Raw genomic sequence first — 15,100 nt, 5'->3', positions numbered from 1 at the left:
TGGGATAAGTATCTGGACAGATTATGACAGAACCACGTTTTGTACACTTACGTGTTCACAGTGATTATTCAATGATTGATGGCTTGGCTAAGACCAGCCCATTGGTGAAAAAAATCGCCAAATTGGGAATGCCAGCCTTTGCGATCACGGATTTTACCAACTTGTGTGGATTGGTGAAGTTCTATGGCAGTGCCCACGGTGCTGGTATCAAGCCAATTATTGGTGCGGATTTTTATGTGGAAAGTGATTTGTTGGGGGATGAATATGCCCATCTGACGATCCTTGCCCGTAATAATGAAGGTTACCAAAATCTGACTTTGTTGATCTCTGAGGCTTACCAAAAAGGTTATAGTGCAATTGGCCCCACTATCAAGCGGGAATGGCTGGTCAAATACAAAACAGGGTTGATCCTACTGTCGGGTGGGCGCATGGGCGAAGTGGGTAAATTCCTGCTGCGTGGCAATCGTGTGATGGTGGATCAATGCCTTGATTTTTATCAGGAACATTTTCCTGACAGTTATTACCTTGAGTTGATCCGTACCGGACGTCAGGATGAAGAAAACTATCTTCATGCAGCTGTGGCGCTGGCGTCAGAAAAAAATCTTCCCGTCGTGGCAACCAATGACGTTTGTTTTCTTGAAAGCGAGGACTTCGAAGCCCACGAGATTCGGGTTGCTATCCATGATGGTTATACACTGTCTGATCCGAAACGTCCTAAAAATTACAGCCCTCAGCAATATCTACGCAGTGAGCAGGAGATGTGCGAGCTTTTTTCAGACATTCCTGAAGCACTACAAAATAGCGTCGAAATTGCTAAACGCTGTAATGTTACAATCCGTCTTGGTGAATATTTCCTGCCACAGTTTCCAACGGGCGAAATGAGTACTGAAGATTTTCTCATTGAAAAATCTAAGCAAGGGTTGGAAGAACGTCTGGAGTTTCTTTATCCCGATGCGGAAGTTAGGGCACAAAAACGCCCTGAATATGATGAACGTCTTGACGTTGAGCTGAACGTTATCAACCAAATGGGATTCCCTGGCTACTTCCTGATCGTAATGGAATTTATCAAGTGGTCGAAAGACAACGGTGTTCCCGTTGGTCCAGGACGAGGCTCTGGTGCCGGCTCCCTTGTGGCTTATGCGTTAAAAATTACCGACCTCGATCCGTTGGAATTTGATCTGCTGTTTGAACGTTTCCTTAACCCTGAACGTATTTCCATGCCAGATTTTGACATTGATTTCTGTATGGAAAAACGTGATCAGGTTATCGATCACGTTGCAGATATGTACGGACGAGATGCGGTATCGCAGATCATTACTTTTGGTACGATGGCGGCGAAAGCGGTTATCCGCGATGTTGGGCGTGTACTTGGGCACCCTTATGGGTTTGTGGATCGAATATCCAAACTGGTGCCTTCTGATCCGGGTATGACGCTGGAAAAAGCGTTTGCCGCCGAGCCACAGCTACCTGAAATTTACGATGCAGATGAAGAGGTTAAAGCGCTGATAGACATGGCGCGCAAACTGGAAGGTGTCACTCGTAACGCAGGTAAACATGCTGGTGGTGTTGTTATTGCACCAACCAAAATTACTGATTTTGCACCGATTTACTGTGATCCTGAAGGGCAAAACCCAGTCACCCAGTTTGACAAAAACGATGTGGAATATGCAGGCCTAGTTAAGTTTGACTTTCTGGGTTTGAGAACATTGACCATCATCAACTGGGCACTTGAGATGGTGAATGCACGTCGTGCCAGGAAAGGGCTGGAACCGATTGATATCGCAGCTATTCCGCTGGATGATCAGAAAAGTTTCGATATGCTGCAACGTTCTGAAACCACGGCCGTGTTCCAGCTTGAATCCCGTGGAATGAAGGACTTAATCAAACGTCTGCGCCCTGACTGTTTTGAAGACATGATCGCATTGGTGGCACTGTTCCGTCCCGGGCCATTGCAATCAGGCATGGTCGATAACTTTATCGACCGTAAACATGGACGGGAAGAGCTCTCCTATCCTGATGTTGAATGGCAGCACGAATCCTTAAAACCTGTATTGGAGCCAACTTACGGTATCATTCTGTATCAGGAACAGGTGATGCAGATTGCGCAGGTTTTGGCCGGTTATACCCTTGGCGGGGCAGATATGTTGCGCCGTGCAATGGGTAAGAAAAAACCAGAGGAGATGGCTAAACAGCGATCAGTATTTGAAGAGGGAGCGGTAAAACAGGGCGTTGATGGTACGCTCGCCATGAAAATCTTCGATTTAGTGGAGAAATTCGCGGGTTATGGCTTTAACAAATCTCACTCCGCAGCTTATGCGCTAGTTTCTTACCAAACATTATGGTTGAAAGCGCACTATCCGGCAGAATTTATGGCTGCTGTGATGACAGCGGATATGGATAACACTGAAAAAGTTGTTGGGTTGGTGGATGAGTGTTGGCGCATGGGGCTGAAAGTTCTTCCTCCTGATATCAATAGCGGCTTGTACCATTTCCATGTCAATGATGATGGAGAAATTGTTTACGGCATTGGTGCGATTAAAGGTGTGGGTGAAGGCCCGATTGAAGCGATTATTGAAGCCCGACAGAAAGAGGGGCATTTCAAGGAGCTATTTGACCTGTGTGCACGTGTTGATATCAAAAAAATAAATCGGCGTGTGATGGAAAAACTGATCATGTCCGGTGCTTTTGATCGGTTGGGGCCACATCGTGCGGCACTGATGTCGTCCCTGGAAGGGGCACTGAAAGCAGCGGACCAACATGCCAAAGCTGAAGCCACGGGTCAAACAGATATGTTTGGTGTATTGGCCGAAGAACCAGAACAAGTTGAGCGTTCATATGCCAGCACTCCCAAATGGCCAGATCAGGTGGTATTGGATGGTGAGCGGGAAACGCTGGGCTTGTATTTAACTGGACATCCAATCACAGGTTATTTGAAAGAGATTGAACGATATACCAATGGATTACGTCTAAAAGATGTGAACCCGACACCTCGTGGTCAGGTAACAACTGTGGTAGGTTTGGTATTAGCTTCGAAAATAGTGACGACCAAACGGGGCAACCGGATTGGTATCAGTACATTAGATGATCGTTCAGGACGTCTGGAGATTATGCTGTTTTCTGATGCGTTGGAAAGGTATCAGCATTTATTGGAACAGGACAAAATTTTGATTGCTACCGGACAAGTCAGCTTTGATGACTTCAGCGGTGGACTTAAAATGACAGTTCGTGAATTAATGGATATCAGTGAGGCACGTGAAAAATTTGCACGTGGGCTTGCTATCTCATTATCAGACAGGCAAATTGATGAACAATTATTGAGCCGTCTTCGTGGTGCATTGGAGCCACACCGCTCAGGTACAATACCGGTTCATCTTTATTACCAGCGGGTAGATGCCCGCGCCCGTTTACGATTCGGGGCGACATGGCGGGTAACGCCAACAGACACCCTTTTGACCGATCTGCGAACTCTGCTGGGTAATGAGCAGGTAGAATTAGAATTTGACTAGAATAGGAACATTATGAGTCTGAATTTTCTGGATTTTGAACAGCCGATTGCCGAGCTGGAAGCGAAAATTGATTCGCTTACCGCAGTTAGCCGTCAAGATGAAAAGCTAGATATCAATCTGGATGAAGAAGTGCAGCGTCTGCGGGAAAAAAGCCTGGAGCTGACTCGCAAAATTTTCTCTGATTTAGGGGCATGGCAAATTTCCCAGCTATCACGTCATCCACTGCGCCCTTATACATTGGATTATATTCAGCGCATATTTACTAACTTTGAAGAGTTAGCGGGTGATCGTGCCTATGCCGATGACAAGGCCATTGTGGGCGGGTTAGCACGTATTGATGGTCGTCCTGTTATGGTGATAGGTCACCAGAAAGGGCGTGAAACCAAAGAAAAAATCCGCCGCAATTTTGGTATGCCATCACCGGAAGGTTATCGCAAAGCGTTAAGATTGATGGAAACAGCCGAACGTTTCAAATTGCCAATCATTACTTTCATTGATACTCCTGGTGCATATCCTGGGGTAGGCGCAGAAGAGCGTGGTCAGTCAGAAGCTATTGCACGTAACTTGCGTGAAATGTCTCATCTTTCTGTACCTATCATCTGTACAGTGATTGGCGAAGGGGGTTCTGGTGGAGCGTTGGCTCTTAGTGTTGGTGATAAAGTCAACATGTTGCAATACAGTACCTTCTCTACTATATCTCCTGAAGGGTGTGCTTCTATTTTGTGGAAAAGCGCTGAAAAAGCACCATTGGCAGCCGAAGCAATGGGGAATACAGCCCCACGTCTGAAAGAATTGAATCTGATCGATACTGTTATTCCTGAGCCATTGGGTGGTGCGCACCGTCACTATGAAGAAATTGCTGAAACATTGAAAACTCAATTGTTAGCTGATCTTTCTGAATTGAGTGAGCTGGACAGTGAAGAATTAGTCAACCGTCGTTATGAGCGTTTAATGCAGTACGGTTATTGCTAAGATCTGAAAATTTCTAATCGCTAATCGCGGGTGGAAGGTATTTATCAGGTGGAAATACTGAGGAGTGATAACTCTCTGGTATTTCCACCTGTTTTGCTGTTTGTAAGGGCGAAATCATCATGGCATATATAATCTAATATTATTATACCTGATGATGTTGGGATGGAGTGGGTGCCTTGTGGGCTAGGCTTTAAAATAATAAGTTGAGTTTTTCTATGGCCAAATATAAATATATTATTTATGCGTTTTCTTGCGTATTTATCTGGAGCTTTATTCCTTCTATATCGCGTTTTGGTCAGAAAGAGATGGATCACTTCCAATATTTATTCTGGTCAAATATTTTGTCTGTTTTAGCGGTATTTGTCGTTGCTCTCATGATGGGGAGAAGTTGGAAGAGAATTTTATTCATTCCTTGGCCCGTTATGCTTAAGGTTTTGATCTTAGGTGCTTTGGATTGTTTTTTCTATTTACTGCTTTATTATGGCTATGCCATTGAAAATGGTGTTGCTGTGTTGGTAATCCAATATAGCTGGCCGTTAATGATTATTGGATTGTCATTTTTCCTGTTTAAAGAAAAATTAACGATCAGGCAAATGATTGGCATTGCAATGGGCTTTATGGCTGTTGTGATCACTTTCACGAAAGGAAATATTACCGAGATTGCAGTGGAGCATCCGCAGGCATTGTTGCTGGTATTTAGTGGATCATTTTGTTTTGCATTAATGTCGGTATTATCGAGGCAGTTTGCTATTGATCCCTATATTAGTACATTCTGGGTATTCACCTGTTCTACATTAGTCTCTGCGGTATTTATATTTGCTTTCAGCAGCATTAACTTACCTACCGGTGATTCACTGATGCCAACATTACTTAACGGCATCATACTGAATGGGATCTCTTATATTATTTGGTTCAAGGCCATGAATGGCCCTGATTCCCATAAGGTTGCCTCAATCTTATTTTTATCACCCGTCTTGTCGATGATGTGGATTATCCTACTTTTTGGTGATGCGTTTGTCCCTGCCTATGTGATTGGATTAGTGTTGGTTATTATTTCTGGATTACTCTGTATCAGTGCTAAAAGAAAGACTTCCGAACAAAATGAATTGATGGATGATCTGATTGAGGATTGATCAGGCAAAATGAAGAAAGGTTTGGCTCCATAATGGTAAATATTCATGATCTTTTGCTTATGACGTTGGCAGAGAAAATTGGTCAGCATAAAAAGATTTTGGTCGGATTTAGCGGTGGATTGGATTCCACCGTATTGTTGCATTTACTTGTTCGTTTGCGAACCCAGTCTCATCAATTGAATAGTGAACGAATGGTGTTAAGGGCAATCCATATTCACCATGGCTTAAACCCAAAGGCGGATTTATGGGTCGAACATTGTCGTCAGATTTGTTCTGACTGGCAGGTGGATTTCCGAACCGAAAAAGTCCAGCTTAATACTCGCCAAAATGGGATTGAAGCTGCGGCTCGGAATGCGCGTTATCACGCTTTCCAATGTGAATTACAGCAGGATGAAGTTTTAATCACGGCACAACATCTTGATGATCAGGCAGAAACGTTTTTATTAGCACTGAAACGGGGCAGTGGTCCGGCGGGATTATCTTCCATGCCTGCCAGAATGCCATTTGCGGGAACGACATTGATTCGTCCATTGCTAAATGTAAATCGTGCAGAATTGGAAGAGTACGCACAGACACAAAAATTACAATGGGTAGAGGATGACAGTAATCAAGATGATCGTTATGACCGTAATTTCCTGCGTCTGAATATCATGCCGTTACTCTACCAGCGTTGGCCTCATTTTCCGCAAGCGGTTTCCCGCAGTGCCAGCTTGTGTGGCGAGCAAGAACAATTGTTGGATGAGTTGCTGCAAGAATCTTTGGATTCACTGATTACCGCGGAAGGTTCAATCTCTATTCCTCCTTTGGAAAACAGTTCTGAAGCAAAACGAAATGCGTTGTTGCGGCGATGGCTCAATCAGTGTGGTGTAAAAATGCCGGCACGCGAGCAGCTTCAACGAATTTGGTCAGAAGTAGCACTTGCCAGACAAGATGCAGAGCCGCGTTTTAGGTTAGGGCACTATGATATTCGTCGTTATCGGCAGCAACTTTGGTTACTTCCTCAATATCAGAATCTGGCGGGAACGATTCTTGAATGGGATTTACAACAGGAATTGACGTTACCAGATGGATTGGGAACGCTGTTTTGTTCTAAAGAAAACGGTATTACAGTGAGAAAGCCAAACAGTAATGAGCAAGTGACAATTCGTTTTGGTTTTCAGGGTAATAGTGCTCAGGGCAATATTAGCATTGTGGGACGGCAACATTCTCGTCACAGTAAAAAACTGTGGCAAGAATTTGGGGTTGCACCTTGGCTTAGGGAGAGAACACCTTTGCTCTATTACAATGAAAAACTGATTGCCGCGCTGGGGGTTTTCATCACTAAAGAAGGGCAAAATTTGCCTGATGACGAAGGAATTTCAGTACAGTGGAAGAAAATCACACATCATATTTAATGGCATGGTTAGTCCACGTAGTTATAAACGTAGAGTTGGCTATAGCAGCTTACTGATTGACCTATGGAGATTTCTTTTTACATAAAAAGTCCTTATATTATATAAGGACTTTGGGGAGAGGGTTCTAATCGTTATTAGCGATCAGATTTAAGAATGTTCGATAACAATCGTGCCAATTTCTGGATTGCTGAAACTGATAATGTAATCTAACCTTAATTCACGGGTTCCTTCATTTGAATCGATGAGAAGATATTCAATTTTTTTTCTTAAAATCAGCTTATTAGCTTTTCCTTCAAATGTTTCACCATCTCGCAATTGGAGATGCAAATGTAGCTGGCGTTGGCATGCTAGCTCAAGGTTATCGTAATCATCACAGTTAATTGGTTGATATTCTTCGTTATCTATAGACATATTTGCTCACCACTATTTTGCTCACCACATGTTAGTGGCGGTTATCGTGCCGCCCGTGATTGACCCAAATCAAATGCAAAATGCTACTTACGACTATAGCACAGTAAGCTTCCCGTGATTACTGAATAAGTCGGTGAGAATTTCGTTGGAACAGGAAGTGGATTAAACCTGTATCTTATCATTATGCCATAAAATAAAGTCATACTATTTGATTGCTCTCTCCGTGCATTTCGCAATCCAGTGGAGTAATGTCAATCTTGTTATGTAACGCTTATGCTTTACTTGAAAACAAAGGCTTTATCTTTTGAATTTATTGGATTAAATGATGAATAAGAAAATATTGTTTGCATTGTTAGTTTCTGGTGTATTCGCCACGGCGGGATGTCAGAATACTTCCATAACCCAGGAGAACGCTGTATCCCAGGAAAAGTCTCAGCCAACAGAGAATGTGTTTAGTGGTGTTGTACCTTGTGCAGATTGTGCAGGTATCGAGACTACCTTACAACTTGCTAAAGATGGGACATATATATTGGGGCAAACCTATTTGGAAGCTAAACATGAGGAAAATACTTTCTTTGAAACAGGTCATTGGGTGATAAATGGTAAAAAGATTGTCTTAAGTGATCAAGACGGCAAAAAATCTTATTATCTGACGAAAGGCGAAAACTTGACTATGCTGGATATCAACGGCGATCCAATTGAATCAAGTTTCAATTATGAATTGGATAAAGTCAAACCGAAAAAACTGGCCGGAGAATACAGTTATTTTGCTGATTCCGCTCTCTTTACGGAATGTGGTACAGGAAAGCGTTATGATGCTGCGGAAAATATCGATTTAGAACGTGGCTATAGCGCCATGGGAGTAGAAGGTGGAACCCCTGTTTATGTGGAAATAGAGGGCTATTACACGGTTCGTCCTTCAATGGAAGATGGCTTGTTTGATAATGCAGTGATCCAAACAGGTAAAATTCGTTTTGATAAAGCCTCTTCTTGTCATACTAAGAAATAACGTATAACAACAGTGCATCATCTATTGAAAAACCTGCGTAATGAATACGCAGGTTTTCTTAACAGCTGACAAACGAAATTAAGCTTGTTGAATATGACCTTTCAGGTAATCAACAATGTTTTCCAGTTTCAGCATCTGTTTATCACCGGTGCGGCGGTGTTTATATTCGATCTCACCGTTATCTAGGTTACGATCACCGATCACCAGAGTATGTGGTACACCGATCAGTTCCATATCAGCAAACATAACGCCAGGGCGTTCTTTGCGATCATCGAAAATGACATCAATGCCGCTGGCACGTAAGTCTGCATATAATTTTTCAGCGACTTCTTTCACGCGGTAAGATTTGTGCATGTTCATTGGCAGAATAGCCACCTGGAATGGGGCGATAGCATCTGGCCAGATAATACCACGATCATCGTGGTTCTGCTCAATAGCTGCTGCAACGATACGGGTGATACCAATACCATAGCATCCCATAGTGATAATTTGATTGTGCCCATCTTCATTTTGCACAGTGGCTTTCAGGGCATCAGAATACTTGGTGCCTAATTGGAAGATATGACCCACTTCAATACCACGCTTGATTAACAGCGCACCTTTACCATCTGGGCTAGCATCACCTTCCACGACATTACGGATATCGGCCACTTCTGGTAGGGGTAAATCACGCTCCCAGTTAATGCCGAAATAGTGTTTGTCATCAATATTGGCGCCTGCACCAAAATCACTCATGACGGAGACGCTGCGGTCAATAATGACAGGCATCGGCAGGTTGACCGGACCTAAAGAGCCTGGGCCCGCTTTCACGATAGCACGGATTTCTTCTTCGGTAGCGAAAGTCAGCGGGCTGGCGACCAAAAGCAATTTTTCTGCCTTGATCTCATTTAATTCATGATCACCACGTACCAGCAAGGCAACTAGTTTATGTCCGCTTTCTTCTGCGGCGTGAACGATCAGAGTCTTAACGGTTTTTTCGATTGGCAGATTGAATTGTTCGACCAGCTCAGCAATCGTTTTGGCGTTTGGTGTATCGACCAGGCGCATCTCTTCAGATGGAGCCGCTCTCTCCTGAGATGGCATCACAGCTTCTGCCAACTCAATATTGGCCGCATAGTTAGACTCGGTAGAGAAAACGATATCATCTTCACCACTGTCTGCCAGAACCTGGAATTCATGGGAAGCACTGCCACCGATTGAACCCGTATCAGCCAGAACTGCGCGGAAATCTAAGCCGATGCGGGTAAAGATCTTACTGTAGGCATCGTACATCTTATCGTAAGTTTCTTGCAGGGACTCCTGGCTGGTGTGGAAAGAGTATGCATCTTTCATGATAAATTCACGTGAACGCATGACACCAAAACGTGGGCGAACTTCATCACGGAATTTGGTCTGGATCTGGAACAGGTTCAGTGGAAGTTGCTTATAGGAAGTGACCTCGTTACGAACAAGATCAGTGATAACTTCTTCATGGGTTGGTCCCAAAACGAAAGGGCGTTCACCGCGATCAACAAAACGCAGTAATTCTGGGCCATATTGTTCCCAACGGCCACTTTCCTGCCACAAATCTGCCGGCTGAACCACTGGCATGGAAACCTCAACCGCTCCCGCATTATTCATCTCTTCACGAACAATGTTTTCAACTTTTCTCAACGCGCGGACACCTGTCGGCATCCAGTTGTACAGACCGGAAGCGAGTTTACGGATCATTCCAGCACGAAGCATCAGTTTATGACTGACGACTTCTGCATCAGCAGGTGTCTCTTTTAAAGTAGAGAGCAGATATTGGCTAGTACGCATAGTAAGTTTCCATTGGATAGCGAAAAATAAAGACAAATCGCTAGTCTACCAGCGAGCTTGCGATGTCAAAAGGAGTTTTAGCGGCGTTCAATAGAAACCACTTCTGTTGTGGTATTAAAAACGCGCCAGCGAACGTTAAAATCCAAGATATGAGCGGCATATAGGCGACTTTCCTGCGCTTTTTTACGGTAGGCAGGACGAGGATCTTGAGCTAATACTTGGCTGATAAAGCGCCTCAAATGAGGATAATGAGTTTTGTGGGATAAAAGTTGGCATTCCGCTTCTGGTGAGAAATTCACTGCCATATCTGCCTCTGGTGCGGCTTGGGCAAAACCAGCCTTGGCTTCTGGTCGTGATTCGGCGAAAGGCAAGTAAGGTTTGATGTCGATAACGGGTGTACCATCCACCAAATCCAAACTACCAAGTTCCAGAATGACGCGGTTGTTCTCGCATTGAATATCTCTCAATTCCACCAGTGACATGCCAATTGGGTTGGGGCGGAAGGTTGAACGGGTGGCAAAAACGCCCATTTTGGCATTTCCTCCCAAACGGGGTGGGCGCACTAATGGGTTCCAGCCACTATCCATGGTTTGATGGAACACAAAAATAATCCATAAATGACTGAACTGCTCCAGTCCGCGTACTGCATCAACCTGATTATAAGGCGCAAGTAATTCTAGCTGCCCTGTACCATCTTCGACCAAACCCGGTTGGCGGGGAATGGCAAATTTCTCTTTGTAAGGAGAATGAATGGTTCCTATTTGCGTAAAATGAAAATCTGCCATGAGCGCTTTTTTTATAATAATTCAGACACAATTATTTAGTGGTTGTCAGTAATGCAGTTCCTTCGCAAATGGCGATCTGGTAGCAGCCTTGGCCAGGTAAAATCGCACATTGATGAAGTAAAACTGCGTTTGCGTTTAGATAAGATGCTTTTGTCAGCATATTTTGCCGTGCAGTTGCAATACTGGCGGGAGAGTCTTGCAGCGTATTACGGCAGGATTCTCCGGCTACAATACCTAACTCTTTAAATGATAAACCTAAAAGTTCATCTGGCTTAGTATATAGACGGACATAAGAAGGTGTCTTACTTTTCTTGACTGACTGATGTTTCAACTTCGGATCTGACATACCAGATTTATTGGACTGGGTTGGTAATGAAGTACAACCGGCTATAAAGAGCGCTACGAAACAGATAGGTAACACACGCATCGAGTTGAGTCCTCATATTTTTTTAATAAAAATGGGTGGATATAAAAATACCCACCCCATGATTTTAATCTTGATTTTTTGAATAGGAAAGATTACCAGCCTTTTACTGCACCACCCTTGAAGACTTCATTGGCTTCTTTTGCTACTTCTGGAGATTGGTACGCTTTCACAAATTTTTGTACATTTTCCGCATCCTTATTGTCTTCGCGGCTGACAATAATATTGACGTAAGGAGAATCTTTATCTTCAACAAAGATCCCATCTTGCTCTGGTGTTAAACCAATCTGTCCCGCATAAGTGGTATTGATAATAGCGAAAACAATCTTTTGGTCGTCCAGTGAACGTGGCAATTGTGGCCCTTCCAACTGTACGATATCCAAGTTTTTAGGATTGCCGGTAATATCCAAAATAGTTGGCAGCAGCCCAACGCCCTCTTTCAGAGTGAGAAGACCTTGTTTTTGTAATAACAGCAGAGCGCGACCTTGGTTAGTTGGATCGTTGGGAATGGCAATTTGAGAACCATCTTGCAATTCATCCAGTGACTTAATTTTTTTGGAGTAGGCCGCTATTGGGAAAATGAAAGAGTTACCAACAATTGCTAATTTGTAGTTACGTTCTTTCACTTGTTGATCTAAGAAAGGCTTATGTTGGAAGACATTCACATCAATATCCCCCTTACTCAATGACTCATTTGGCAGAACGTAATCATTGAATGTAGTCAGCTCAACATCAAGGCCATATTTATCTTTAGCCACTTGTTTAGCAACTTCAGCAACTTTAAGTTCAGGTCCGGCAATAACACCAACTTTGATATGGTTTGGATCACGTTGTTCCTGTCCACAACCAGCAAGAATTAATGTACCTAATAATGCACCGATTGTAGCAATGGATTTCAATTTTACTGACATATTTTCACCCCTATTGAATACTGATTTATAACCTGTCTTATCAAGTTACTGCGTACTACTAATAATGAGGCTCTTATTCCCTTCATCTTTCAAGTTGCTGCTTTGCTGGCTGCAACTTGAAATTTTCTGGGTATAGGTATAAGCCCTGCCACCTTGTTGAAATAACTTATTTACGATTAACGGCTTTCACTAAACGATCACCGCCGACCTGAATCAAGAACACTAAAACAACTAATAATGCTAATACGGTATTCATCACTGTCGCATCGTAGCCGATATAGCCATATTGGTAGCCTATCTGACCCAGACCACCGGCACCAACAGCGCCACCCATTGCGGAATAGCCAACCAATGTAATTAAAGTTATGGTTGCGGCATTAATCAAACTTGGCAGGGCTTCCGGCAATAAGATCTTTTTGACAATCTGAAACGGTGTTGCTCCCATTGCACGTGCTGCTTCAATTAAGCCAGTCGGAATTTCTAACAATGCATTTTCCACCATGCGGGCAATAAACGGAGCCGCTCCTACGGTCAGCGGAACAATCGCTGCCTGCAAACCGATTGATGTTCCTACAATCAGACGGGTAAATGGGATCATCCATACCAACAAAATAATAAAAGGTATTGAACGCGTAATATTTACCAATGCAGAAAGTATGCGATAAAGCGTGCCATTTTCAATTATCTGACCAGGGCGAGTAACATATAGAAGCACTCCCGCCGGCAAACCAATAACAAAGCCAAAGAAACCAGAGACGAAGGTCATAACGAGGGTTTCCCAGACTCCTTTAGCCAATAATAAAATCATTCCTTCAGACATAACCGAGAACCTCTACTTTCACATGATGCTCTTCTAAAAATGCAATCGTTGATTTGATGCTATCGCTTTCCCCATCTAATTCAGCCAGCATAACCCCAAATTTAACACCACCGGCATAGTCAATTTGGGAACTTAATATACTGATGTCGATATTAAAGCGGCGAACGGCTATCGAGATTACAGGCGCGTCAACTGATTTACCTGTGAATTCCAGCTTCAATAATGGACTGCGATCAGGGGCAGATTCCGGTTGCAACTTCTGCAAGTAATCCTCAGGAATATCCAAATGCAACGTAGATTTGATAAATTCTTGGGCAACCGGTGTCTTGGGATGCGAAAATATTTTGCTCACAACATCTTGTTCGATCAATTGGCCGCCACTGATGACGGCAACTTGATCACAGATGCGCTTAACAACATCCATTTCATGGGTAATAAGAAGAATAGTCAAACCCAGTCGACGGTTAATGTCTTTTAATAATTCCAGAATAGAACGCGTTGTTGCTGGATCCAGAGCGCTGGTGGCTTCGTCACACAAAAGCACTTTGGGCGAATTTGCCAGAGCCCGCGCAATAGCAACACGCTGCTTTTGACCACCAGATAAATTGGCAGGATAAGCATCATGTTTTTCAGCAAGTCCAACTAACTCGAGTAATTCGTTAACCTTGGCCTTTATTTCGGCTTTTGGCGTGTTATTAAGTTCCAAAGGTAACGCGACGTTGCCAAATACTGTCCTGGATGACAACAAATTAAAGTGTTGGAAAATCATGCCAATATGACGACGTGCATGCGTTAGCTCACGTTCTGAAAGAGAAGTGAGATCCTGCCCTGCCACTAATACCTGACCAGAAGTAGGTCGTTCAAGCATATTCACACAGCGAATTAAGGTGCTTTTGCCTGCACCGGAAGAACCAATAACACCATATATTTGTCCTTGTGGGACATGTAGGTTGATATCTGAAAGCGCTTTTATCGTGCGCGTTCCTTGTTGAAATATCTTATTTATCTGAGTCAGTCTTATCATTTTTTTCTTATTAGATGTAAAGATGAATGACTTGAGAACATTTCAACAAGTCATGAATTAAAGTGGATGTTAAGGCGTCTAGACGTCTAAGTCAACTAGGAATAAATTAAATGCTGCATTCTCAATCAGTAATAAATCATGCGATACTGTCCACTTGGTACATTCTCGGAGTAATCAAGTGACTCAAGGTATTCCCGCTGTATTTTTAGATCGTGACGGCACGATTAATATCGATCATGGTTATGTACATGAGATAGATAATTTTCAATTTATTGATGGTGCTATTGAAGCCATGCTTGAATTGAAAAAAATGGGCTATGCTCTGGTTTTGGTGACCAATCAGTCAGGCATTGCACGTAAGATTTTTACTGAAGATCAGTTTATGCAATTAACAGAATGGATGGATTGGTCATTGGCAGATAGGGGGGTTGATCTTGATGGCATCTATTATTGTCCGCATCATCCAGAAGCAGAGGATGAAGAATATAAGAAGAGCTGTGACTGTCGTAAACCACAACCAGGTATGTTGTTAGATGCGCAGAAAGAATTACATATCGATATGTCTTCTTCTTATATGGTAGGAGACAAAATAGAAGATATGTTGGCAGCTAAGGCTGCGAAAGTTGGAACCAAGATTCTCGTTCGTACAGGAAAACCAATAACAAAAGAAGCAGAACAAGCTGCGGATTTGGTGGTTAATAGCTTATCAGACTTGCCAAATGTAATAAAAAATAGGCAAAAATAACCTTTTGGATTAAGTTGTGAGCATTTAAATACAAAAATCACAAAAAAGGCTTGCCTAAATTAAAAGGCTCCCTATAATGCGCTTCCGTTGTCACGACAAACACACAAACCTGTCGGGATGACAACGTGAAAGGCCCTGAAAAATAAGGCTTGACACAATAAGAGGA

At 43.1% G+C, this 15,100-nt stretch carries 13 protein-coding genes; 6 read left to right on the top strand and 7 right to left on the bottom strand.

The genetic code is table 11. The features are described from left to right. The first annotated feature begins 23 nt into the window (after positions 1-23). The 4 genes from dnaE (at position 24) to tilS (ending at position 7,005) form a co-directional block, all read left to right on the top strand. Positions 24-3,506 (top strand): DNA polymerase III subunit alpha, encoded by a 3,483-nt coding sequence (dnaE, locus tag Xentx_RS11060; RefSeq protein ID WP_074020302.1) that lies wholly within the window; start codon positions 24-26, stop codon positions 3,504-3,506. A 12-nt stretch (positions 3,507-3,518) separates the two neighbouring features. Next, a complete protein-coding gene (gene accA, locus Xentx_RS11055; RefSeq protein WP_074020301.1) occupies positions 3,519-4,478 on the top strand; it encodes an acetyl-CoA carboxylase carboxyl transferase subunit alpha in 960 nt (319 codons plus the stop codon). A gap of 215 nt (positions 4,479-4,693) precedes the next feature. After that, positions 4,694-5,611, top strand: coding sequence for a DMT family transporter (locus Xentx_RS11050; protein WP_074020300.1), 918 nt, complete (start codon positions 4,694-4,696; stop codon positions 5,609-5,611). Positions 5,612-5,643: 32 nt separating this feature from the next. Further along, the gene (gene tilS / locus Xentx_RS11045) at positions 5,644-7,005 is read left to right on the top strand and encodes a tRNA lysidine(34) synthetase TilS (RefSeq protein WP_074020299.1); all 1,362 of its coding nucleotides are present in this window, start codon (positions 5,644-5,646) and stop codon (positions 7,003-7,005) included. A gap of 147 nt (positions 7,006-7,152) precedes the next feature. Here tilS and rof read toward each other — a convergent pair whose 3' ends face one another. Further along, positions 7,153-7,416, bottom strand: a complete 264-nt coding sequence (gene rof, locus Xentx_RS11040) for a Rho-binding antiterminator (protein WP_074020298.1) — start codon at positions 7,414-7,416, stop codon at positions 7,153-7,155. Positions 7,417-7,738: 322 nt separating this feature from the next. On the opposite strand from rof, the gene nlpE reads away from it, so the two are divergent. After that, a complete protein-coding gene (gene nlpE, locus Xentx_RS11035) occupies positions 7,739-8,425 on the top strand; it encodes an envelope stress response activation lipoprotein NlpE (protein ID WP_339373686.1) in 687 nt (228 codons plus the stop codon). Positions 8,426-8,503: 78 nt separating this feature from the next. On the opposite strand, the gene proS is transcribed toward nlpE, so the two are convergent. The 6 genes from proS to metN form a co-directional block, all read right to left on the bottom strand. Next, complete coding sequence (gene proS, locus Xentx_RS11030) at positions 8,504-10,225, bottom strand: proline--tRNA ligase (RefSeq protein WP_074020296.1); 1,722 nt, start codon at positions 10,223-10,225, stop codon at positions 8,504-8,506. A 77-nt stretch (positions 10,226-10,302) separates the two neighbouring features. Further along, complete coding sequence (gene tsaA, locus Xentx_RS11025) at positions 10,303-11,010, bottom strand: tRNA (N6-threonylcarbamoyladenosine(37)-N6)-methyltransferase TrmO (RefSeq protein WP_074020295.1); 708 nt, start codon at positions 11,008-11,010, stop codon at positions 10,303-10,305. Positions 11,011-11,041: 31 nt separating this feature from the next. Then, positions 11,042-11,437: an Rcs stress response system protein RcsF gene (gene rcsF, locus Xentx_RS11020; RefSeq protein ID WP_074020294.1), complete on the bottom strand. Its 396-nt coding sequence runs from the start codon at positions 11,435-11,437 to the stop codon at positions 11,042-11,044. A 92-nt stretch (positions 11,438-11,529) separates the two neighbouring features. Next, positions 11,530-12,345, bottom strand: coding sequence for a MetQ/NlpA family lipoprotein (locus Xentx_RS11015; protein ID WP_074020293.1), 816 nt, complete (start codon positions 12,343-12,345; stop codon positions 11,530-11,532). A 166-nt stretch (positions 12,346-12,511) separates the two neighbouring features. Next, on the bottom strand, positions 12,512-13,165 hold the full coding sequence (locus tag Xentx_RS11010) for a methionine ABC transporter permease MetI (protein WP_074020292.1): 654 nt from the start codon (positions 13,163-13,165) through the stop codon (positions 12,512-12,514). Then, positions 13,158-14,189 (bottom strand): methionine ABC transporter ATP-binding protein MetN, encoded by a 1,032-nt coding sequence (gene metN, locus Xentx_RS11005; RefSeq protein ID WP_074020291.1) that lies wholly within the window; start codon positions 14,187-14,189, stop codon positions 13,158-13,160. Before metN ends, Xentx_RS11010 begins: the two co-directional genes overlap by 8 nt. Positions 14,190-14,367: 178 nt before the next feature. On the opposite strand from metN, the gene gmhB reads away from it, so the two are divergent. Beyond that, entirely contained in the window at positions 14,368-14,934 is a 567-nt protein-coding gene (gene gmhB / locus Xentx_RS11000) for a D-glycero-beta-D-manno-heptose 1,7-bisphosphate 7-phosphatase (protein WP_074020290.1), read from the top strand. Positions 14,935-15,100: the final 166 nt, after the last annotated feature.

This window comes from Xenorhabdus thuongxuanensis, from assembly GCF_001908095.1.
Lineage (GTDB): Bacteria > Pseudomonadota > Gammaproteobacteria > Enterobacterales > Enterobacteriaceae > Xenorhabdus > Xenorhabdus thuongxuanensis.
The sequence above is the reverse complement of the archived record's forward strand: the minus strand, read 5'-3'. Positions and strand labels throughout refer to the sequence as shown.

Excerpts from the sequence above, each read along its gene's own strand:
- dnaE (WP_074020302.1), top strand. The coding sequence starts at position 24 with ATGACAGAACCACGTTTTGTACACTTACGTGTTCACAGTGATTATTCA.
- accA (WP_074020301.1), top strand. The coding sequence starts at position 3,519 with ATGAGTCTGAATTTTCTGGATTTTGAACAGCCGATTGCCGAGCTGGAA.
- Xentx_RS11050 (WP_074020300.1), top strand. The coding sequence starts at position 4,694 with ATGGCCAAATATAAATATATTATTTATGCGTTTTCTTGCGTATTTATC.
- tilS (WP_074020299.1), top strand. The coding sequence starts at position 5,644 with ATGGTAAATATTCATGATCTTTTGCTTATGACGTTGGCAGAGAAAATT.
- rof (WP_074020298.1), bottom strand. The coding sequence starts at position 7,416 with ATGTCTATAGATAACGAAGAATATCAACCAATTAACTGTGATGATTAC.
- nlpE (WP_339373686.1), top strand. The coding sequence starts at position 7,739 with ATGATGAATAAGAAAATATTGTTTGCATTGTTAGTTTCTGGTGTATTC.
- proS (WP_074020296.1), bottom strand. The coding sequence starts at position 10,225 with ATGCGTACTAGCCAATATCTGCTCTCTACTTTAAAAGAGACACCTGCT.
- tsaA (WP_074020295.1), bottom strand. The coding sequence starts at position 11,010 with ATGGCAGATTTTCATTTTACGCAAATAGGAACCATTCATTCTCCTTAC.
- rcsF (WP_074020294.1), bottom strand. The coding sequence starts at position 11,437 with ATGCGTGTGTTACCTATCTGTTTCGTAGCGCTCTTTATAGCCGGTTGT.
- Xentx_RS11015 (WP_074020293.1), bottom strand. The coding sequence starts at position 12,345 with ATGTCAGTAAAATTGAAATCCATTGCTACAATCGGTGCATTATTAGGT.
- Xentx_RS11010 (WP_074020292.1), bottom strand. The coding sequence starts at position 13,165 with ATGTCTGAAGGAATGATTTTATTATTGGCTAAAGGAGTCTGGGAAACC.
- metN (WP_074020291.1), bottom strand. The coding sequence starts at position 14,189 with ATGATAAGACTGACTCAGATAAATAAGATATTTCAACAAGGAACGCGC.